The sequence below is a fragment of the Ruminiclostridium papyrosolvens C7 genome, assembly GCF_000421965.1.
Classification (GTDB): Bacteria; Bacillota; Clostridia; order Acetivibrionales; family DSM-1351; genus Ruminiclostridium; species Ruminiclostridium papyrosolvens_A.
Genome location: NZ_ATAY01000034.1, coordinates 109,022 through 129,587 on the forward strand (window position 1 = coordinate 109,022; position 20,566 = coordinate 129,587).

General features: G+C 36.8%; 19 protein-coding genes and 5 tRNA genes. 19 read left to right on the forward strand and 5 right to left on the reverse strand.

Going from position 1 to position 20,566, the window contains the following annotated elements; translation table 11 throughout:
• Positions 1 to 41: 41 nt before the first annotated feature.
• On the reverse strand, positions 42 to 1,379 hold the full coding sequence (gdhA, locus tag L323_RS32140) for an NADP-specific glutamate dehydrogenase (RefSeq protein WP_020815775.1): 1,338 nt from the start codon (positions 1,377 to 1,379) through the stop codon (positions 42 to 44).
• Positions 1,380 to 1,956: 577 nt separating this feature from the next.
• Here gdhA and L323_RS32145 point away from each other — a divergent pair.
• From L323_RS32145 to L323_RS32165, 5 genes are all read left to right on the forward strand, one after another.
• The gene (locus L323_RS32145; RefSeq protein ID WP_020815776.1) at positions 1,957 to 3,111 is read left to right on the forward strand and encodes a THUMP domain-containing class I SAM-dependent RNA methyltransferase; all 1,155 of its coding nucleotides are present in this window, start codon (positions 1,957 to 1,959) and stop codon (positions 3,109 to 3,111) included.
• A gap of 137 nt (positions 3,112 to 3,248) precedes the next feature.
• Positions 3,249 to 4,517, forward strand: a complete 1,269-nt coding sequence (gene aroA, locus L323_RS32150; protein WP_020815777.1) for a 3-phosphoshikimate 1-carboxyvinyltransferase — start codon at positions 3,249 to 3,251, stop codon at positions 4,515 to 4,517.
• A gap of 35 nt (positions 4,518 to 4,552) precedes the next feature.
• A complete protein-coding gene (aroC, locus tag L323_RS32155; protein WP_020815778.1) occupies positions 4,553 to 5,731 on the forward strand; it encodes a chorismate synthase in 1,179 nt (392 codons plus the stop codon).
• Positions 5,728 to 6,231 (forward strand): shikimate kinase, encoded by a 504-nt coding sequence (locus L323_RS32160; RefSeq protein WP_020815779.1) that lies wholly within the window; start codon positions 5,728 to 5,730, stop codon positions 6,229 to 6,231. Before aroC ends, L323_RS32160 begins: the two co-directional genes overlap by 4 nt.
• Positions 6,232 to 6,268: 37 nt before the next feature.
• Positions 6,269 to 7,024, forward strand: a complete 756-nt coding sequence (locus tag L323_RS32165; RefSeq protein WP_020815780.1) for a response regulator — start codon at positions 6,269 to 6,271, stop codon at positions 7,022 to 7,024.
• Positions 7,025 to 7,094: 70 nt separating this feature from the next.
• On the opposite strand, the gene L323_RS32170 is transcribed toward L323_RS32165, so the two are convergent.
• Together L323_RS32170 and L323_RS32175 are read right to left on the reverse strand one after the other, a co-directional pair.
• Positions 7,095 to 7,370, reverse strand: coding sequence for an HU family DNA-binding protein (locus L323_RS32170; protein ID WP_004621297.1), 276 nt, complete (start codon positions 7,368 to 7,370; stop codon positions 7,095 to 7,097).
• 129 nt (positions 7,371 to 7,499) lie between these two features.
• The gene (locus L323_RS32175; RefSeq protein ID WP_020815781.1) at positions 7,500 to 7,883 is read right to left on the reverse strand and encodes a universal stress protein; all 384 of its coding nucleotides are present in this window, start codon (positions 7,881 to 7,883) and stop codon (positions 7,500 to 7,502) included.
• A 218-nt stretch (positions 7,884 to 8,101) separates the two neighbouring features.
• On the opposite strand from L323_RS32175, the gene L323_RS32180 reads away from it, so the two are divergent.
• The 10 genes from L323_RS32180 (at position 8,102) to L323_RS32225 (ending at position 12,947) form a co-directional block, all read left to right on the forward strand.
• Entirely contained in the window at positions 8,102 to 8,944 is an 843-nt protein-coding gene (locus L323_RS32180) for a fumarate hydratase (protein WP_020815782.1), read from the forward strand.
• A gap of 12 nt (positions 8,945 to 8,956) precedes the next feature.
• A complete protein-coding gene (locus L323_RS32185) occupies positions 8,957 to 9,514 on the forward strand; it encodes a Fe-S-containing hydro-lyase (protein WP_020815783.1) in 558 nt (185 codons plus the stop codon).
• 102 nt (positions 9,515 to 9,616) lie between these two features.
• Positions 9,617 to 9,820: a DUF1858 domain-containing protein gene (locus L323_RS32190; RefSeq protein WP_014312471.1), complete on the forward strand. Its 204-nt coding sequence runs from the start codon at positions 9,617 to 9,619 to the stop codon at positions 9,818 to 9,820.
• A 227-nt stretch (positions 9,821 to 10,047) separates the two neighbouring features.
• Positions 10,048 to 11,322: an adenylosuccinate synthase gene (locus L323_RS32195; RefSeq protein WP_020815784.1), complete on the forward strand. Its 1,275-nt coding sequence runs from the start codon at positions 10,048 to 10,050 to the stop codon at positions 11,320 to 11,322.
• A 154-nt stretch (positions 11,323 to 11,476) separates the two neighbouring features.
• Positions 11,477 to 11,552: transfer RNA gene (locus L323_RS32200), tRNA-Lys, on the forward strand.
• A 93-nt stretch (positions 11,553 to 11,645) separates the two neighbouring features.
• Complete coding sequence (locus L323_RS32205) at positions 11,646 to 12,257, forward strand: hypothetical protein (RefSeq protein WP_020815785.1); 612 nt, start codon at positions 11,646 to 11,648, stop codon at positions 12,255 to 12,257.
• Between the two features lie 148 nt (positions 12,258 to 12,405).
• A tRNA-Glu gene (locus tag L323_RS32210) sits at positions 12,406 to 12,480 on the forward strand.
• 17 nt (positions 12,481 to 12,497) lie between these two features.
• Positions 12,498 to 12,574 (forward strand) — tRNA-Asp (locus L323_RS32215).
• 209 nt (positions 12,575 to 12,783) lie between these two features.
• A tRNA-Thr gene (locus L323_RS32220) sits at positions 12,784 to 12,859 on the forward strand.
• Positions 12,860 to 12,862: 3 nt separating this feature from the next.
• Positions 12,863 to 12,947, forward strand: a tRNA-Tyr gene (locus L323_RS32225).
• Between the two features lie 165 nt (positions 12,948 to 13,112).
• Here L323_RS32225 and L323_RS40800 read toward each other — a convergent pair.
• Positions 13,113 to 14,533, reverse strand: a protein-coding gene (locus L323_RS40800; protein ID WP_242835281.1) for an IS3 family transposase whose coding sequence is annotated in 2 segments (ribosomal slippage) — positions 13,113 to 14,047 and positions 14,047 to 14,533 — 1,422 coding nt in all. Because the reading frame shifts where the segments join, the coding sequence is not laid out codon by codon here.
• An 86-nt stretch (positions 14,534 to 14,619) separates the two neighbouring features.
• Positions 14,620 to 16,596: a phospholipid carrier-dependent glycosyltransferase gene (locus L323_RS32240; RefSeq protein WP_020815788.1), complete on the reverse strand. Its 1,977-nt coding sequence runs from the start codon at positions 16,594 to 16,596 to the stop codon at positions 14,620 to 14,622.
• 211 nt (positions 16,597 to 16,807) lie between these two features.
• On the opposite strand from L323_RS32240, the gene dapF reads away from it, so the two are divergent.
• The 4 genes from dapF to L323_RS32260 all read left to right on the forward strand — a co-directional run bounded on the left by dapF (position 16,808) and on the right by L323_RS32260 (position 20,305).
• On the forward strand, positions 16,808 to 17,641 hold the full coding sequence (gene dapF, locus L323_RS32245) for a diaminopimelate epimerase (RefSeq protein ID WP_020815789.1): 834 nt from the start codon (positions 16,808 to 16,810) through the stop codon (positions 17,639 to 17,641).
• Positions 17,642 to 17,686: 45 nt separating this feature from the next.
• Positions 17,687 to 18,919, forward strand: a complete 1,233-nt coding sequence (locus L323_RS32250) for an LL-diaminopimelate aminotransferase (RefSeq protein ID WP_020815790.1) — start codon at positions 17,687 to 17,689, stop codon at positions 18,917 to 18,919.
• A 155-nt stretch (positions 18,920 to 19,074) separates the two neighbouring features.
• Positions 19,075 to 19,647 (forward strand): uracil-DNA glycosylase, encoded by a 573-nt coding sequence (locus L323_RS32255; RefSeq protein ID WP_020815791.1) that lies wholly within the window; start codon positions 19,075 to 19,077, stop codon positions 19,645 to 19,647.
• A gap of 4 nt (positions 19,648 to 19,651) precedes the next feature.
• Positions 19,652 to 20,305 carry a uracil-DNA glycosylase gene (locus L323_RS32260; protein WP_020815792.1) on the forward strand — a complete coding sequence of 218 codons (654 nt, stop codon included), beginning with the start codon at positions 19,652 to 19,654 and terminating at the stop codon, positions 20,303 to 20,305.
• Positions 20,306 to 20,566 lie beyond the last annotated feature (261 nt).

Sequence of the window (20,566 nt, forward strand, 5' to 3'; positions counted from 1 at the left end):
AAAATATGCCATGGTTTTTCCATTTTATATGAGGGTTAGGGTTAGTATGCAACACCTTGAGCGTACATAGCATTGGCAACCTTCAGGAAGCCTGCAATGTTAGCGCCGGCAACAAGATTGTCTTCCATTCCATACTCTTTTGCAGCAGCGCTTGCGTTCTTGTAGATATTAACCATAATATCTTTGAGTTTCGCATCAACTTCTTCAAAAGTCCATGAGTAACGAGCGCTGTTCTGACACATTTCAAGAGCAGAAGTTGCAACTCCACCTGCATTTGCAGCTTTAGCAGGTCCATAAATAATCTTATTGTTGAGGTAAACTTCAACAGCTTCAGGAGTTGAAGGCATGTTTGCACCTTCTCCAACTGCGTAGCAGCCGTTTGCTACCAATAATTTAGCAGAAGCTTCATCTATTTCGTTCTGAGTAGCTGAAGGAAGAGCTATATCACACTTAACGCTCCAGATACCTGAACAGCCTTCAGTGTAAGTTGCGTTCTTGTGAATCTTAACATACTCACTGATACGCTTTCTTTCAACTTCTTTAAGCTGCTTAACAGTGTCAAGCTTAATTCCGTCTGGATCATAGATGTATCCGTTTGAGTCGCTTAATGCAACAACTTTTCCACCTAACTCATGTACTTTTTCAGTAGCGTATATTGCAACGTTACCTGAACCGGAAACAACTACTGTAGCACCCTTGAATGATTTACCCTTAGCTTTTAATGCTTCATCCATAAAGTAGCAGAGGCCGTAACCTGTAGCTTCAGTACGAGCAAGGCTTCCGCCCCAAGTTAATCCTTTACCTGTGAGAACACCTGTAAATTCATTTCTCAATCTCTTGTATTGTCCGTACATATAACCGATTTCTCTTGCGCCTGTTCCGATATCACCTGCGGGAACGTCAGTATCAGCACCGATATGCTTTGATAATTCTGTCATAAAGCTCTGGCAAAATCTCATAACTTCAAGATCGGATTTTCCTTTAGGATCGAAATCACTACCGCCCTTACCACCGCCGATAGGAAGGCTTGTTAATGAATTTTTGAATATTTGTTCGAAACCAAGGAATTTGAGGATACTTACATTAACGGAAGGATGAAGTCTTAAACCACCCTTATAAGGACCAATTGCACTGTTGAATTGAATTCTGAAACCACGATTTACATGTACCTTACCATTGTCATCAACCCAAGGTACTCTGAAAATGATTTGTCTTTCTGGTTCTACTATTCTGTCGAATATACCAGCTTCAACCCATTCAGGATGTCTCTCGGCAACAACCTCAAGAGAATCGAGAACTTCTTTTACTGCCTGATGAAACTCTGGTTCGCCAGGATTTCTTTTAATAACCTGATCCATTACTCTTTGTAATATTTTCATCTAAATAACCTCCTGCTATGTATTTAATTATTAAGTATTATTTGGTGACAGGAGATATTTAATCATGGTAATCTGAAACAAAAGTTACAAAAAATACCTTTTGATAGCTAACATACGCGCCTAGAATTTAATATAAAAGAAAGACATGTAAGTTAAACTGCATACTCCATTGTACACCAATTATTAACTTTTTTCGCCTCTCATATTATATCATCAGGCTTTTTAATATGCAAGAGTAAAAAGCAAAAATTGCAATTTTTATTAAGAAAATAAAAGGGGCAAAAAAACGATATGCTCGAAACTACTGGAACATAAGACTTTGAAGGCTGGATAGAAATCTTAGTAAACATTGAAGTGATAACGAAAAAATCAAATAATTGCAAGCGGTCTCAAAATCAATGTCATTTATTTTGCATATTATTTTACATATAATGTATTTTTATATATACATTATAATAGGGCACTGCAGAGAGCATGATGTGGTAAATAATGTTGTTAATAATCCTTCGTAAGGTTATAATAATATTACTTATTTTTGTAATAAAATCTCAAGAAATGTTTGGTGAAAGGTAAAAAAATGAGCAAATTACAACTTATTGCTACATCTGCATTTGGAATAGAAGCTATAACGGCAAGAGAATTAAAAAAACTCGGATACTTTGAACAAAAAGTAGAAAATGGAAAGGTTACTTTCTCAGGCGATGAATCGGCCATTTGCAGAACAAATTTGTGGATGAGGACGGCAGACCGTATTTTACTTAAAATGGGTGAGTTTAAAGCCCTGAGTTTCGAAGAACTGTTCGAACAAACGAAAGCCTTACCTTGGGAAGAAATAATTCCTATGGATGCGGAATTCCCGGTAGAAGGAAAGTCAATCGATTCAAAGCTTTTCAGTGTCCCTGATTGTCAAGCGATAGTAAAAAAAGCAGTTGTTGAAAAGCTCAAACAAAAATACAAATGTGAATGGTTTGAAGAAACCGGACCAAGATATAGAATAGAAGTAGCACTACTAAAAGATATAGTTACCCTTACCATAGATACAAGCGGAGCAGGACTTCATAAGAGAGGCTATAGAAAGCTGGTAGGAGGTGCTCCTCTGAAGGAGACTCTTGCTTGTGCAATGATTTTGGTAAGCCATTGGAATAAGGATAGAATTCTGCTGGATCCTTTTTGTGGAAGCGGGACTATTCCCATAGAAGCAGCTATGATAGGAAAGAATATTGCACCGGGATTGGGACGGGAGTTTGATTCGGAAAAATGGCCTTCTATTCCCCGGAAACTGTGGGATGATGCTCGGGACGAGGCGTATGATATGATGGTTGAGGATCGGGAACTTAGAATCCACGGTTCGGATATAGATGAGGATGCCATGAGCCTTGCTAGATATCATGCAAAAAAGGCCGGTGTTGAGGATGCTATACATCTTCAGAGACTTCCGATGTCTGACATAAGCTCCAGATATAAATACGGGATTATTATATGTAATCCTCCCTATGGTGAGAGGCTTGGAGAAAAGGAAGCCGTAGAAAACCTTTACAGAGAAATGGGTAAAGTGTTTAAAAAGCTGGATACCTGGTCTTATTATGTCATTACCTCCAACATGGAATTTGAAAAATTATTTGGCAAAAGAGCAGATAAAAAACGCAAGTTATATAATGGCAGGCTTCTTTGTAACTATTATCAGTTTTTCGGACCGCCTCCACCGAAACAAATAATCAATACACAGCAATAATTTATATATTTTAAATAAAATAGGCTAAGTATCGGTTGACGAGACTTAGCCTAATTAGATAACATAGTAATGTAGGAATAATGTAGCACGGTAAATTTGCAAGCAAAAAAAATACGGTAATATGGTAGGTGAATTTTATGTTTTTAAAGGTAGAAAAATCAGATCTTTCGGGTAATATAAACATACCCGGATCAAAGTCCCACACTATAAGATCATTATTTCTGGCAGGTTTAGCAAAAGGTACAAGTATTATCAGAAATCCTTTGCTTTCATCAGATGCAGTTTCTGCAGCCGATGTATGCAGGGCGTTTGGCTCTACTTATGATTTGAATGAAGAAAGTTATACGGTTAATGGAAATGGAGCATGTCCACAGGTTCCGGAAAATGTTATTGATGTAGGCAATTCCGGAACAAGCCTCAGGCTTGGGCTTATGACTGCTGCCCTTGTTGAGGGGCATACTGTTTTTACAGGAGATTATCAGATTCGTAAAAGGCAGATTGGGCCTTTGGTAAAAGCCATAAATAATCTGGGAGGTACTGCATTTACAACCAGAGGAAATGAATCAGCTCCTGTAGTTATTAAAGGAAGGGCCACAGGAGGTTTTACGGAGCTTGATTCTATCACGTCACAATACCTGTCCTCTGTTTTGTTAAATGCTCCGCTGCTTGAAAGAGATACTCATGTTAAAATTACACGTCTTAATGAAATACCTTACGTAGAAATTACGTTATGGTGGCTCGACAAGCTGGGTATCAAATATTCACACAATTCAATGAAAGAATTCTTCATACCGGGAAGCCAGCAATACAAGCCTTTTAAATGTACCATTCCCGGAGATTTCTCCACAGCAACCTTCTTTATGGTGCAAGCAGCAATATCCGGTAACGAGTTGGTTCTGACAAACCTTGATATGTCCGACCCTCAGGGAGATAAAGCTGTTCTTGGTATACTTGAGGATATGGGTGCTGAAATAAAATACGATAATAAAAATATAAAAATAAATGGAAAGAGTCTTAAAGGAAGGGAAATCGATATGAATTCCATACCTGATGCTCTTCCTGCCATGGCTGTAGCAGCATGTTTTGCAAAAGGGGAAACCAGACTGGTCAATGTTCCTCAGGCAAGACTAAAGGAGACCGACAGAATAAGCGTAATGTGTTCTGAGCTTACTAAAATGGGTGCTGACATATCCGAGCTCCCGGATGGATTGATTATACGTGAAAGTAAATTACACGGAACGTCTGTAAAAGGCCATGATGACCATAGAGTGGTAATGTCGTTGGCAATAGCGGGCTTAAATTGCCATGGAGAAACTATTATTGATACAGCAGAGGCAATGAATGTTACATATCCCGGCTTTGTTGAATCGGTAAAAAGCTGCGGCGGAAAAATTCAATTAATATAATTCAGCCGCTAAATTTGCGGCATATGGAGGTTTATATGTTAGGAAATACATTTGGAAGGTTATTCAGGGTTACGACATGCGGGGAATCCTATTCGGGAGCTTTCAGAAAGAATCCGGATATTCCGCCTGAACTGTGGGGAGGACTGGCAGTAATAGTTGACGGTGTTCCGGCAGGGCTGAAAGTAACCTCTCAGATTATACAGGAGGAACTGGATAAAAGAAAACCTGGACAGTCTCAGCTTCATACTCCAAGATCAGAAGCAGATAAGGTTTATATATTTTCAGGAGTGATGCAGGATGACAGAACAACGGGTGCACCTGTGTGTATGATTATCCCAAGCAGTGATATAGGAGATTACCATATAGAACAGCACAAAGGCAATAAGGATTTGTTAAGACCCGGACAGGCAGCGTATACCTATTATAAAAAATATGGAGAACATTCCGACTATCTTGGAGCAGGAAGGGCATCAGCACGTGAAACAGTTGCAAGAGTAGCAGGAGGGGCTATAGCAAAAATAATTCTCGATAGTATGGGGATTGACGTAATAGCATTCACAGTTGAATCTCATGGTATAAAAGCAGGACCGTTTTCATATGAAACAGCCAAACAGAATTACAGAACAAATGAGATAAATTGTCCCGATTCAGATATTGCAAAGCTTATGATTGATGATTTGCTCCGGGTAAAAAAGGAAGGGGATTCCTGCGGAGGTGCTGTGGAGATAATTGCAAAGGGAGTACCAGCAGGACTTGGAGAACCTGTTTTTGATAAGTTAAGCGCTACAATTGCACATGGAATTATGTCCATAGGAGGTGTTAAAGGAATTGAGATAGGAGATGGTTTTGGAGTAGCATCCAAAAAGGGCTCGGAATGTAATGATACCCCTTATTACGACGAGGAAACAGGACGAATCAGATTTAAAACAAACAGAGCAGGCGGTATGCTGGGAGGAATATCAAACGGTGAAGAAATAAGAATACGTGTTGCTGTTAAACCAACACCAACCATTTTAAAGGATCAAATGACAGTGAATGTATCAACTCTTGAACCGGTTACCCATAAATTTGCATCGAGAAGCGACCCTTCACTTGTACCGAGAATATACCCTATTTGTGAAGCCATGGTTAGAATGGCACTGGTAGATAGTATACTGATGGCCTCTGGAAGCAGGAGTATAACTGATATGGATAACAGGTGGGATAAGCTATGATAAAGTCTCGAAAAAATATAGTATTGATAGGTATGCCAGGAAGCGGTAAAACGACGGTGGGGAAAATATTGTCGGAAAGACTTGGGTACACCTTTATTGATACTGACCATCTCATCTGTGAATTGACGGGTAAAACCCCCAGACTTCTTGTGGAAGAAGACGGTCTTGAATATTTTATGAAAATTCAGGATGAAGCTGTTCTTTCGATAAATGATAATACTTGTATAATATCAACAGGCGGAGGCCTTGTTCATAGTGAAATTTCAATGAATTATTTAAAAAGCATTGGATTTATTATATATTTGGACACAAAGTATGATATTATTAGAGAGAGAATGGATACATCAAGAAAGTTAGTCAGAACAGCGGGAACTTTACTTGAGTTGTATAACAATAGAGTTCCTTTGTACCAAAAATACGCAGACGCAGCTATAGATTGCGATTCTGCAGATCCTGATGCCGTTTCGGGGACGATACTTGGGATCATATCTTCAAAATAAACTGATAAATTAAAAGAAAAGGGTAAAAAGAGGTACAATGAGTAAGATAAGGATTTTAATTGCTGACGACAATCAGTTGGCTGCACAGACATTAAGGGATAATTTAGCAGAGCATGATGATTTAGAGGTAACCAACATAGCTCAGGATGGATTTCAAGCAATTGAGCTTATAGAAAAGGATTTACCCGATGTAGTTTTATTGGATATAATTATGCCAAAGCTAGATGGTATAGGTGTACTAGAATATGCCAGGACATTAACAAAGGAAAGCAGACCCGTATTTATCATTTTTTCAGCAATAAGCCAGGAAATTTATATTTCAAGAGCTATGAATCTTGGGGCAAATTATTACATAATTAAGCCCTTTGACGAAAGCGTTATTGCGACTAGAGTAAGGCAATTATATTCCGATTCTGAAAGAGCACAAATTGGAAAAAGTCAATATACATATAAAACGGCAAATAATTATAAACAAAAAAATCAGACAGATAATGAATTAAAACTTCTTGCAACAAAATATATGAGAGAATACGGTCTGAAAGCTCACATGACCGGGTACTCCTATATCAGAGATATAATAACGACATCTTTTGATTATTATTGTAAAACAGGCTCTTTACCAAAAGGAGTATACAGGACAATAGCTGAAAAAAACGGTGTCCCGGTTCAAAAAGTTGAGAGAGCAATAAGAAACTGCATCGAAAAAGGAATTGATGAGAACGAAAATGCCAAAAAACCAACAAACTCACAAGTTATATGCCGGATTATAGAGAAAATAAGAAAAAATAACTAATACAAAAGGGGCTGTCGTAAGAAAGAAATTACTTTCTACCTTATGACAGCCCCCTTTATGTAGTTTAGCATTAAGCGTTTACGTTATCCTTTAAACCTTTTCCAGCCTTAAATACTGGAGCCTTGGAAGCTGGAATAGTAATCTCTTCCTTAGTCTGAGGATTTCTGCCTTTTCTAGCAGCTCTTTCTCTAACTTCGAAAGTTCCGAATCCAACTAATGTAACTTTATCGCCAGCTTTAAGAGTTTCCTCTACGGAAGAAATGAAAGCATTCAAAGCAGCTTCACTATTTTTCTTATTTAAGCCTGACTTTGTGGCGATGGAATTGATTAAATCTGATTTATTCATTTATATACAACCTCCTAAAAATGGAATTCGACAATATTTTATAATGAAAGCTCGCTAAAGTCAAGCCTTTCAGGGCAAAATAGTTATTTTGTACCATCCAAAATAGGAAATATTTTATCGTTTTACGTTTTAGTTAGGGACCACATGTATATTAATCTTATCTAATCTGGATTTTAAAGCTTTATAAAAGTAGTTTTCGCTGTGATCTCCTTTGGAATCACCCATGACCAACATATCTATATTGTTTTCCAGAGAATAGGAAACAATGGTATCTACAATATCATCAGATCTTAAAACCATCAGATTGGCACCGACTGATTTTGCAATACCGAAAAGATACTCCAGTGCCTCCCCTTCTTTATCATTATCAAGGAAACTCCAGTCATTTTTTGCTACGTGTATTATAAACAGAGAATCCCCGTCATTTGAGAATTCTAACGCCTTTTTAATAAGTCTTTCGCATGTTTTTTGCTGTGTTACGCAAACCAAAATATTACTGGCAGTTGATTTCAAAAAATAGCCTCCTTATACCCGTAATAAAACGTTTTGGGAATCAAATAATAAAACTTCTATATCAATATTATACTAAAAAAACGATGATTTGTCTTTATAGTTTACGGGTTTTAAAGGCTATTATACCGAATATAAAATATTTAAAAACTGTTGTTGAGACAAAATGGCAAATGTATAATAAAAAGTATACTTACTTTAATAATTTAAACGGAGGAAGCATGAGAGAGATTAATGTTACGACAATAATAGAAGAAGTCAGCAGGCTGTGTATACAAGCGAATTATTTCCTAAACAGTGATGTCAAACAAGCTATGGAAAAAGGTATGGAGTGTGAGGACTCACAGATTGGCAAGGAAATACTTGATAAACTTCTTATAAATGCTAACCTGGCAGCCGATAAAAGAGTAGCCATATGTCAGGATACGGGTATGGCAGTGGTTTTTGTAACAATTGGGCAGGAGGTTCACATAACTGGCGGAGGGTTGGCAGAAGCAATAAATGAAGGTGTAAGAAGAGGGTACAAAGAAGGTTTTCTAAGAAAATCAGTTGTGAGTGACCCTATTGAACGAGTAAATACCGGTGATAATACGCCTGCTGTAATCCACTACGATATTGTTGAAGGGGATATACTTAAAATTGAATTGGCACCGAAAGGTTTTGGCAGCGAGAATATGAGTGCTCTGAAAATGCTGAAACCTTCAGATGGAATTGAAGGAGTAAAGAAATTTATACTTGAAACCGTTGACAAGGCGGGTCCCAATCCGTGTCCTCCTATAGTAGTAGGAGTAGGAATCGGGGGGACCATGGAAAAGGCTTCCATTATGGCAAAGCGGGCGTTACTTAGACCAATAAATGAAAGGAGCAACATAGATTATGTTAGAAACCTTGAAAGTGAAATGCTGGAGAAGGTAAATCAATTAGGTATAGGTCCGGCAGGATTAGGTGGTAATACAACTGCATTGGCGGTCAATATAGAGACATATCCTACACACATAGCAGGACTACCTGTTGCGATAAATATAAGTTGTCATGTTACAAGACATGCAGAAGTGACATTATAAGGGGGAAGAAAAATGCATCATATTTTAACAGCACCTTTTAACAGGGAAAAGGCCAGAATGCTGAAAGCAGGCGATACTGTATCCCTTAGCGGCACCATTTATACTGCCAGAGACGCTGCACATAAAAAAATGCTAGAATTGTTAAAGGAGAATAAGGAGCTTCCATTTGATATAATAAACCAAACGATTTATTATGTTGGGCCATGTCCTTGCAGGGAAGGTGAAATCATCGGGTCAGCAGGGCCAACTACCAGTTATAGGATGGATGCTTATGCTCCAACACTGATAAAGCTCGGTGAAACAGGTATGATAGGGAAGGGCCTGAGGGACCAGAATGTTATCGACGCAATGAAAGAGTATGGTGCGGTTTATTTGGGTGCAATAGGTGGTGCAGGTGCACTGATGGCTGAATGTATCAAAAGTCAGGAAATTATTGCTTTCCCGGAATTAGGTGCCGAGGCTGTTAGGCGTCTTGAAATTGAAAATTTTCCATTAACTGTAATTATTGATAGTTACGGAAACAACCTGTATGAAAGCGGGAGAAAACAGTTTATGAAAATAAAACTGTAAGCAAGCGTTAATTATGTAGTATATTTTTAAAAATGAATAGTGTATAATACAAAAGTGACAGCAATTGTTGAATTGTTAAATATCATAAGGAGGTTTATCATAATGGCTAAGGTAACTAAGGACATGATTATTTCTGACGTTTTAAACTTGGATAAGGGTACAATTCCGATATTTCTTGAAAGCGGTATGCACTGTCTTGGATGTCCGTCATCTTCCGGTGAAAGCATTGAAGATGCATGTGCAATTCATGGTATAGACGCCGATCAATTGATCGAAAACTTAAATAAATATCTTGAAAACAAATAAATGTTTATAAAAAATACCTGGAGGTTTATTTCCAGGTATTTTTATTATCTATAAAATAAATCTAGGATAAAAGTGAATACTAATTTTATAGTCTGTATTACTTTATGTTGAATTATAAATTTCACTACGTTATAATTTAATGGGTTGAATTAGCAAAAGATACATATCGTAAGTATGAAATATTGTTTTGATCTGGTTTGAACATTTATGGATAGGAGGATAATAGAATGGCCGTAAGAGTAGTAGTAGGAACTCAATGGGGTGATGAGGGTAAAGGGAAGTATATAGATATGCTTGCTGAGCAATCGGATATAATCGTAAGATTTTCCGGTGGTAATAATGCCGGACACACTATTGTAGCCAACGGAGTAAAATATGCACTGCATCTGATACCTTCAGGAATTCTTCATACAAATAAGACTTGTATAATTGGAAACGGAGTAGTTGTAGACCCGGCAGTGCTGCTTCAGGAAATGAAGGGCTTAAATGAAAGAGGAGTAACAACAGACCATCTTTTAATCAGCGACAGGGCTCACTTGATAATGCCTTATCACAGAGAATTGGATGAACTTCAGGAGAAGTTCAGGGGCAATGACAGCATTGGAACTACCAAGAGAGGAATTGGCCCTTGCTATGCAGATAAAATTGAAAGATCTGGAATAAGAATGTGTGACCTTATTGATGAAAATGAATTTATCAAAAAGGTTAAGTCCAATCTGGAGTTAAAAAATCTTATAATAGAAAAAGTTTATGGGGGGAAACCTTTTGAGGCTGAACCAATAATCAAGGAGTATTTAGGGTATGCAGAGCAGTTGAAAAAGTACATTACCGATACAACCTGTATATTGGCAGATGCAATAGACGAAGGGAAAGATATACTGTTCGAAGGTGCTCAGGCAAACTTTTTGGATATAGACTTTGGTACATATCCATACGTAACATCATCTAATCCGGTTGCCGGTGGAGTGTGCACAGGTTCGGGTCTTGGCCCGGTATATATAAATGAGGTTTATGGTGTACTTAAGGCATACACATCAAGAGTTGGTGCAGGCCCATTCCCAACAGAACAGAATAACGAAATAGGGGATACAATCAGAGAACTTGGTTGGGAATACGGAACAACAACAGGTAGACCAAGAAGATGCGGCTGGCTGGATACCGTTATGATTAAATATGCTGCAAAAATAAACGGATTAACAGCTTTAGCCATAAACCATGTAGATACAATAGGAAAGCTCAAAGAGATAAAACTTTGCGTTGGATATAAAAAAGACGGTCAGGTAATTAGAACATTCCCTGCAAGTCTTAACGAACTGGCAAAGTGTGAACCTATCTACGAAGTATTTGAACCTTGGAATGAAGACATTTCAAATGTTAAGTCATTTGAAGAGCTGCCTCAGAATGCCCAAAAATACCTTAACAGGATTGAAGAACTTGTAGGGGTAAAGATAGGCCTTATTGGCGTAGGGAAGGACAGAGAACAGATTATAAAGGTATTCTAGCCGTAGAATATTAGTTGATAAAATAAAATATAATGGCATTTTGCCATTATATTTTATTTTTTTTTAAAAAAAAGCTCATTTTTTTTAAAAAAATGAGTTGACAAAAGCGAATTTATTAAGTATTATTTATACTTGTGATTCGGAAAACTTGCATGACCCATTAGCTCAGTTGGCAGAGCACTTGACTTTTAATCAAGGTGTCCGCAGTTCGAATCTGCGATGGGTCACCAAAAAAAAGCGTGTATTTCAATAAAAATGAAATAACACGCTTTTTTTGTGATAATCATATCATACCTATCAGAATAGTCGTAAGGGGGAATAAATTGCGAATTAATTTAAAGAATTTAACAATTGTTCTTGCTATTTTAATATCTATATCAATGTTAGTGTTGTGGTCTACAGGTCATATTGGACTTTGGACACAAGGAATGGCATACATAGTTAATAATACAGAAGAATTTACTGATAAAAATGGCCATGTTATCCAGGGAGAATACTCTATTGCAATTGACCTTCAGGATTTAAAAAGCAACGTTGGTAACGTGCTGTATATGGACGGAAACAATAAAATCTATGTGAGTTGGATAGATAATACAGGAGGTATTAACACCGGAGGCTACAGGATAGGTTTTAGGGCTTGTGGAGAATATTCATTGACCAATGCTACCCTGATTTCAGGTACACGTCATACTACCGTAGATAAGGATTCATTTACTTATGATATGTCTGCCAAAATGACAGCCGATTACAAAGGTAAAGTGTATGATAGTGGTGTGTATGGGACATCAGGTCTTAATTATAAAGATGGAGATGATTTCTCGTTTTATATTTTCCCCGGTGAGGCTTATGCGGCAGGAGAAGTTACACTGAATGAGAAAGGAACAGTGAAACTGACTATAACAAACCTTTATAAAAATATTTGGACGAAGAAATAGGTGATGCCTAGCCTTGTAAGAAATATGGTTTAAAATTTACATGGCAAAATATTACTTTAAAAAAAGATAAAAAAATTGCTTGACTTTTAAGCTATGTCCCGTTACAATATATTTTGTCAGTCGGCGAGGTGCTCGACGGAATAAATAAGGCCCATTGGTCAAGTGGTTAAGACACCGCCCTTTCACGGCGATAACAGGGGTTCGAGTCCCCTATGGGTCACCATTATAATTTTAAATAATGGCCCGGTAGTTCAGTTGGTTAGAATGCCAGCCTGTCACGCTGGAGGTCGACGGTTCGAGCCCGTTCCGGGTCGCCATTTAAATTATACAAAAAGCAACTTTCTCTTACAGAAAGTTGCTTTTTACTTTCAAAATAAACCAAAATTATACTTCCAAAATATTCCTAAAAATAACAGCAAAATTTTTAAAATAAAGTGTTGACAGTTACTTAATTCCCATGTTATTATAGACAGGCAGTTGAGCGAAACACTTGCTCGACGAAAACTGAAGTATCTGCTATAAATGCGCTGGTGTAGCTCAGCAGGTAGAGCAGCTGACTTGTAATCAGCAGGTCGGGGGTTCGATTCCGTCCGCCAGCTCCATATGGAGGGGTTCCCGAGTGGCCAAAGGGGGCAGACTGTAAATCTGTTGTCTCTGACTTCGATGGTTCGAATCCATCTCCCTCCACCACAAAGTCTTGTGCATTCGCTATTGAAGCTGTGTGCAGGGCTTTTTATTTTGTTTAAATTAAATATATTTATAAACAAAAAAGTAGGAAGCATATTAAAAAAATGAGGTGGCCCCAAAAAGTTAGACTTTTTACGCGTAGCAGTCTTTATGGCTGCTACTCTATTTTTATGCAGCCAAGAGGCTGAGCCTGTATTGCACAGGACTCATCCATCCTAACTTCTCTTTTATTCTTTGTTCATTGTAATACTTTATATATCTTTCTATTTCACTTTTTAACTCTTCATAACTATAATAAACAACACCATAGTAGATTTCTTGCTTCAGTAGGCCAAAGAAGTTTTCCATAACAGAATTATCATGGCAGTTACCTTTCCGGGACATGCTTTGAAAGATACGATCTTCTTTTAGTCGATGAGAGTACGCTTTCATCTGGTAAGCCCATCCTTGATCCGAGTGAAAAGTTCTACGATAAGGACAATCTGATGTTATCTCAATAGCCTCGTTTAGTGCATTCATCACATTTATTGCAGAGGGATGCTTGCCTATACCATAACTTAAAATTTCTCCATTACACATATCCATAAAAGGATCTAAGTATAGTTTGCGCATTATCATATGTCCTTTTGAATCTATCTCATAGTATTTAAACTCAGTTGTATCCGTTGTAATCTTCTGATGAGGTATGTTGGTGTTGAAACGTCTTCCGATTCTGTTAGGTGCTATAGTTCCAATCTTGCCCTTGTAAGAACTATACTTACGACTTTTTCTAGTGAACGAAGTGACTTGAAGATTAAGTTTCTGCATGATTCGTTGAACTTTTTTCTTATTCACCTGATACCCCTGATTTCGCAGTTCTCCATACATACGGCGGTAGCCATAGTCTTTGTTGTTTTCGTTAATCTCAAGAACTTTTTCTTCAAGTTCCTGATCTGGATTCTCTCTATCAAATCGTTTTTGCCAGTACATATATGTTGATTTAGGAAAGCCAACAACTGCGAGAATGTCTTTTAGTTTGAATTCTCCTCGGAGGCTGTGGACAATTCTCGCTGTTTTTTCAGAAGAGCTTCCTCCTCTAAACGCAGCCTCCTCAGTTCTTTTAAATATGCATTCTCGATTTTTAGTTTAAGAAGTTGATCCTCGAGTTGTTTTACATGTTCAGCACTAGTATCAACAGGAACCACTTCAGTAGGTTGAGTTTCTGCCTTTTGATTCTTGATATCCAATGATTTCTTCCGTCCCCTCTTCTTTGCCCGTAAAGCATCAGGACCAGCAATCAGAAAATCGTTAACCCATTTACATAATTGCGTTGGATTATGGATTCCTTCGTGGAGAGCTAAGTCTTGATACGAGATTTCACTTGTTAAATATAATTCTACAATAGCAAGCTTCTTTTCAAAAGGATAAATTCCATTTTTTCTAGAACGCATTAACCCTTTATCGCCCATTACTTCATAATTATGAATCCACTTCTTGATGTTGTTAAATGATGGAATATCATATTTTTTAGCTAGATATTCATAACCACCTTCACCAGCTAAATAAGCTTGAACAACTTGTTTCTTAAACTCGAAACTGTATTTTGCCATAAAAATACCGACCTCCCAATCGTTAGATTTTTAGGTCTAACTTTTGGGGGTCGGTACAAAATATACTTCCTACTTTTCTATTTAGATTAATACCTGAAACTCCAACCCGGGAACAATTGTAGCATACTTGCGTACCATCTAGGCACAATCATACCTGATAAAATTGGAAAATACATAATAAATATTATGGCTGTCAATGCAAGATAAGTATATACAATCTTTTTAGTATTCCCTCCAAGCTCCATGAATACTTTGATTAAGTATACAATGATAATTATAAGAAAAGGGACAACGGAAAAGTAATGATAGATAAAGGCCATTCTACGCACTACCATCCAAGGAATATACTGGAATAAAGCACCAAAAATAGGAACAAGCATATATTTGTCTTTTCTTTTAACTGCAACAATAATTCCTGTAATTAGTGACGGTATGCTAATCCACCAGATTAACGGATTTCCCATACAAATGATGCTGGAAGTTAATTTTTCGGCAGCGAGTGCTTTAGAACCATAAAACCATATAGGCTTGGTCATTATCGGCCATTCAAACCACTGCGAAGAATAACTATGCTTAGCATGCAAATCGTTGTGGAAACTGTACATATAAGACTGGTTGTTAAAAAACTCCTTGATACCATTTCCGGGAACCTGCATTATGGATGTATAGGAACCAAAATAAATGATGCCGGGTATTAGTATGAAAAATAAAACACAAAATAACGCGGTTTTAAAAAAGTACTTACTCCAGAATTTACTGAATAAATCGGATGAAAGACCGCTCTTTTTATATGCCATGTAATAAACAATCTCGTCAAGCTTTGCAATAACAAGTATAAGGAAGATCCCCACAGCAGCATACATTGCTATCCATTTAGTGGCAATACCTATACCGAATATCAGGCCGCATAGGAAAAGTGGTTTAAGGGACTTTTTGAAGCCGGCTTTGTATGACTTTTTGGCAAAATAGTCGTAAATATAGTAGTACATTAAAATAACGAAGAAGGTAACATAGACGTCTATTGTGGATATCCTGGTCTGAACAAAATGCATAAAATCAAACATCATCAAAAAAGCTGTGCAAAATGCAAGAAATCTATTTTTGAAAATTTTATAACCAAACAGGTACATGAGAGGAATCATAGCTACTCCGAATAATGTACCAATAATTCTCCAACCGAATGGGTTTACTCCAAAGATAAGCATACCAATCATAACGAAATATTTGCCGAGAGGCGGATGTGTTCTTTCAAAGGGATGGACTTTATAAATGAAATCAAGAGCAGTCCTCGGATAAAATACTTCATCAAAATAGGTGTTGGTGGATGATAAAGTATAAAAATCAACTCTATCTTGTTCATCAAGTAGATTACTTAACTTATAAGGTTTTCCGTCAGGACTTTTTATTGTGCTTTTTGTTACTTGATACACAGGTGTTATGCTTTTAACTTTAAAAGGCTTATTTGAATCTTTCTCAAATACAGCAAGTTCGTTAATTGCAGCACCGGGTTTATCAGCAATAATTTGAATTTTACTTGTCTTAAATTCCTTGGTAGATACCTTCCATGAAAAAAAGCCTGATTTTTCAAGAGACTCTGAAGATGAGTATGTACCATTGGAATTAAAAAACTTGATATTAAATTTGGTACCGTCATATTTTTCTTCATTATATCCCTGATAAAGCATAACTTTTGCAACTTCTACTTCTCTTCCCAGGTCTACAATAAACCCGTCATTCGTATCAGCGGGAGCCCATGGCGTTTCGGGTATCTTAAAACCTCCCAGATTGTATATTGCCGGAATCGCATATAATAAAGTCATAACAAGCATAATAATATAATCCTTTTTAATAAGCTTAATCAAAGGCTTTTTTTCCTTTTCATTGTTCAGTAATCCGTATTCGGTAATTATCAGATTACCTTTTTGAATATTGCGGATTCTTAAAAAACCCCATATTCCTATGCCAATAAGAAATAAAAAGATTACACTCAACATCATTGTTGCAAAGCCGGGCATTTTAACATGTGAAAAAAAATCAGAAAAATTCTTAAAATACGTTTTCAAGAGTATGCCTCCAATTACGTTTTATTTGAAAAGTTTTACCATAATTATATTATAGTATGTAAAACAATACAAATAATAGTTGTAAGTGTATAAGCGTTGAATTCGTTGTAAAACTTAAAAGGTATGTTATAATATGAACAAGTTAAATTAATAAAGTAAATGATTCGATTTACATAAGATTGTTGTAAGTTTGACGAAAGGAGAAAATAAAATGAAATTTACAAAAATGCAGGGGCTTGGAAACGATTATATATATGTGGATTGTACGGAAAATATAATTGCAGATACATCAACTGTTTCAAAAAAAGTAAGCGACAGACATTTCGGGATAGGATCAGACGGATTGGTACTTATAATGAAATCGAATATAGCTGACTTTAGAATGAGAATGTTTAATTCAGACGGTTCAGAATCTGAAATGTGCGGAAATGCCATACGCTGTGTTGGGAAATATGTGTTCGATAATGGACTGACAGACAAAAGAAACCTGACAATAGAAACCTTAGCGGGAATAAAGGTGCTTGAATTAAAGATAGAAGATAAAAAAGTAGTACAGGTAAGAGTAGATATGGGTGAGCCTATCTTAGAGCCTAAAAAAATACCTGTTGATAGTGACAAGGATAGATTTATATCGGAGAGTATTGAAATTGACTGTAACAACTACAAGGTTACGGCCATATCCATGGGTAATCCACATGCCATAACATATGTAGATAACACCGTAGATTTTCCTTTATATGAAATCGGACCCAAAATGGAAACACATAAACTGTTTCCCAGAAAGATAAACGCTGAATTTGTTCAGGTTATAGACAGAACTACCTTGAAAATGAGAGTATGGGAAAGAGGAGCAGGTGAGACCCTTGCTTGCGGAACAGGTGCCAGTGCTGTACTTGTAGCTTCAGTACTAAATGGTTTATCTGAAAGAGCTTGCACGATAAAACTCCTTGGTGGAGACTTATTTATTGAATGGTCCGAAAAGGACAATCACGTGTATATGACAGGCCCTGCGGAAAAGGTATTTGAGGGAGAAATTGAAATCTAACTAAGAAGAATATTTTATATTATAATAGAAGAGAGGAATAAGAAAATGGCAACAGTAAATGAAAATCATTTAAAACTACCCGGAAATTATTTATTTGCTGAGATAGGTAAAAGAGTTGCAGCATTTAAAGAACAAAACCCTAGTGCAGATATTATAAGGCTTGGTATAGGGGATGTAACCCGTCCGCTTCCTATGGCATGTATAGATGCAATGCATAAGGCTGTTGATGATATGTCCAGAATAGAGAGTTTCAAAGGCTACCCTGAGTACGAGGGATACGATTTTCTTATAAATAAGATAATTGAGAATGATTATAAAAATAGAGGAATCATAATTGGATTCGATGAAGTATTTGTAAGCGACGGTGCTAAAAGTGATACAGCAAATATCCAGGAACTCTTCGGTTTAAATTCAAGGATAGCAGTTACAGACCCTGTTTATCCTGTTTACGTTGACTCTAACGTTATGGCCGGAAGAACAGGAGACTACATTGACGGAAAATGGACTAACGTGACTTATCTGCCATGTACGTCTGAAAACGGTTTTGTTCCGGAACTTCCAAAAGAAAAAGTTGACCTTATATATTTGTGTCTGCCAAACAATCCTACAGGAACCACACTTACAAAGGAACAGTTAAAAGTATGGGTTGATTATGCTGCAAAAAACAAGTCGATAATATTATTTGATTCTGCATATGAAGCTTTCATTAGCGAAAAGGATGTTCCTCACAGTATATACGAAATAGAAGGAGCAAAGGAAGTAGCAATAGAATTCAGAAGCTTTTCAAAGACTGCAGGATTTACAGGAACAAGATGCGCATATATGGTAATACCAAAGGAATTGAAAGCTTATACTGCGGATGGTAGCGAAATCGGACTCAACAGACTTTGGTACAGAAGACAGGCAACAAAGTTTAACGGAGTATCCTATATAGTTCAACGAGGAGCAGAGGCGGTATATTCGGAAGAAGGGCAAAAGCAGGTGAAGGAAACAATATCTTATTATTTATCAAATGCATCCATAATAAAAAATGGTTTAGAGAGCATTGGAATAAAGGTTTTTGGAGGAGTAAATGCACCGTATATCTGGATGCAAACTCCAAATGGAATGGATTCTTGGGCATTCTTTGATAAACTTTTAAGTGAGGCCAATATTGTAGGAACTCCCGGAGTAGGTTTTGGGCCTAGCGGACAGGGATATTTCAGACTAACTGCATTCGGAAGCAGAGAAAACACACAAGCTGCGGTAGAGAGATTTAAAACAAGGCTCAAGGTTTAAATAAAAAAGTTTGTTATATTATAAGAAATAGTCAGTTGGCACTTATGATAACCTATCTTATCAATATGGTTACAAAAGGCTGGCTGACTATTTTTATATAATAGATTATAATATTATGTAGTTGTACTATAAAAACTGTAAAAGGATGAGTTAATTTGTTGAACTGGGATCAGCTTAATTCTACATGTACTAATTGTAGAAATTGCGACCTTGCCGGAGCCAGAACAAATATAGTAATAGGAAGAGGGAATCCAAGTGCGCCAATAATGTTCATAGGCGAAGGCCCGGGAGAACAGGAGGATATGCAGGGATTGCCCTTTGTTGGCCCCGCGGGGCAGCTTTTAGATACATTACTTGAAGCTCTGAAATTTAAACCTGACGAATACTATATTGCTAATGTAGTGAAATGCAGACCACCCAATAACAGGGTGCCTAATGAAGAGGAAGCTGAAAAATGTTTGCCCTATTTAAGAAATCAGGTGTCCTTAATAAGACCTCGTATAATTGTATGCCTCGGAAGTACTGCGGCTAAATATGTAGTAGCCAGAGATATTAAAATAACACAAATACGGGGACAGTGGATAGAAAGAAAGAAATTTTGGATTATGCCGACATTTCATCCGGCAGCATTATTAAGAGATCAAAGTAAAAAGGAATTATTATTTAAAGATATAAAGGAAGTTAAAAAGAAAATAAACCAACTTGAAAGTGAAGAGTCCGGAGGCTAATTTGGTGAATACAATACAAAACAGCTTAGAACAATTATGCTGCGAATATGTACAAGAATTCAAAGATAAAGAAATAGTGCTTGGCCATGGTTGTATTGACAGTCCTGTTGTTATAATCGGAGAAGCACCGGGCAAAGATGAAGTTAAACAAGCGAAGCCTTTTGTAGGTGCAGCAGGGAAAAACCTTAATGAATTTATAGAAGTATTAGAAATAAGCAGAGACGATTTGTATATAACAAATGCAATAAAGTACAGACTTGGAAGATTAAATCCTAAAACCGAGAGGATAGTTAACAGACCTGCAACAATGAAGGATATAAAGGAAAACCAGATATGGCTGTATAAAGAGATTCATTTAATAAAACCACACATTATAGTAACCCTTGGAAATGTACCGCTTAAAGCTATAACTAACAATTTTGGCATTTCAATCGGAGAAATGCATGGAACATTGCATGAGTGTAATCTGTCAGGAAAGGTATACAAGCTCTTTCCCCTATACCACCCTGCAAGCATTATATATAACAGATCACTTAAAGATGTCTATCAGCGGGACATGCTTATGCTTAAACAAGAGGTTAATAAACTAGATTTAAACCTTAGTAAAAAGGAATTAATGTTGGACAAAAGTGTGAATAATAAAGAAAAGGATATCTAAATTAAATTTATTGGGTTATACAGAATTATAAGACGTTGAAATTAAACTATCCTGGTGTTAAACTAAACAAGCTGTCGCCGAGGAAGGCACTATAAAATAATCTCTTAACTTAAGTGATAAAAAGTGTTGACAAGCGGATAGTAAACATGGTATTATAACCGAGCTGTTACAACGGGAAATACTTTATTTTACAGTTTTGAAGTAATAAGTATTACCAAAAACTTTCAACAAAAAAGTGTTGACATGGTTAAAACAGCATGG

What these genes read in the sequence shown, in the direction of transcription:
- aroC (WP_020815778.1), top strand. Translation starts at nt 4,553, where the DNA reads ATGTTAGGAAATACATTTGGAAGGTTATTCAGGGTTACGACATGCGGG.
- gdhA (WP_020815775.1), bottom strand. Translation starts at nt 1,379, where the DNA reads ATGAAAATATTACAAAGAGTAATGGATCAGGTTATTAAAAGAAATCCT.
- L323_RS32250 (WP_020815790.1), top strand. Translation starts at nt 17,687, where the DNA reads ATGGCAACAGTAAATGAAAATCATTTAAAACTACCCGGAAATTATTTA.
- L323_RS32160 (WP_020815779.1), top strand. Translation starts at nt 5,728, where the DNA reads ATGATAAAGTCTCGAAAAAATATAGTATTGATAGGTATGCCAGGAAGC.
- L323_RS32170 (WP_004621297.1), bottom strand. Translation starts at nt 7,370, where the DNA reads ATGAATAAATCAGATTTAATCAATTCCATCGCCACAAAGTCAGGCTTA.
- L323_RS32190 (WP_014312471.1), top strand. Translation starts at nt 9,617, where the DNA reads ATGGCTAAGGTAACTAAGGACATGATTATTTCTGACGTTTTAAACTTG.
- aroA (WP_020815777.1), top strand. Translation starts at nt 3,249, where the DNA reads ATGTTTTTAAAGGTAGAAAAATCAGATCTTTCGGGTAATATAAACATA.
- dapF (WP_020815789.1), top strand. Translation starts at nt 16,808, where the DNA reads ATGAAATTTACAAAAATGCAGGGGCTTGGAAACGATTATATATATGTG.
- L323_RS32165 (WP_020815780.1), top strand. Translation starts at nt 6,269, where the DNA reads ATGAGTAAGATAAGGATTTTAATTGCTGACGACAATCAGTTGGCTGCA.
- L323_RS32145 (WP_020815776.1), top strand. Translation starts at nt 1,957, where the DNA reads ATGAGCAAATTACAACTTATTGCTACATCTGCATTTGGAATAGAAGCT.
- L323_RS32185 (WP_020815783.1), top strand. Translation starts at nt 8,957, where the DNA reads ATGCATCATATTTTAACAGCACCTTTTAACAGGGAAAAGGCCAGAATG.
- L323_RS32180 (WP_020815782.1), top strand. Translation starts at nt 8,102, where the DNA reads ATGAGAGAGATTAATGTTACGACAATAATAGAAGAAGTCAGCAGGCTG.
- L323_RS32195 (WP_020815784.1), top strand. Translation starts at nt 10,048, where the DNA reads ATGGCCGTAAGAGTAGTAGTAGGAACTCAATGGGGTGATGAGGGTAAA.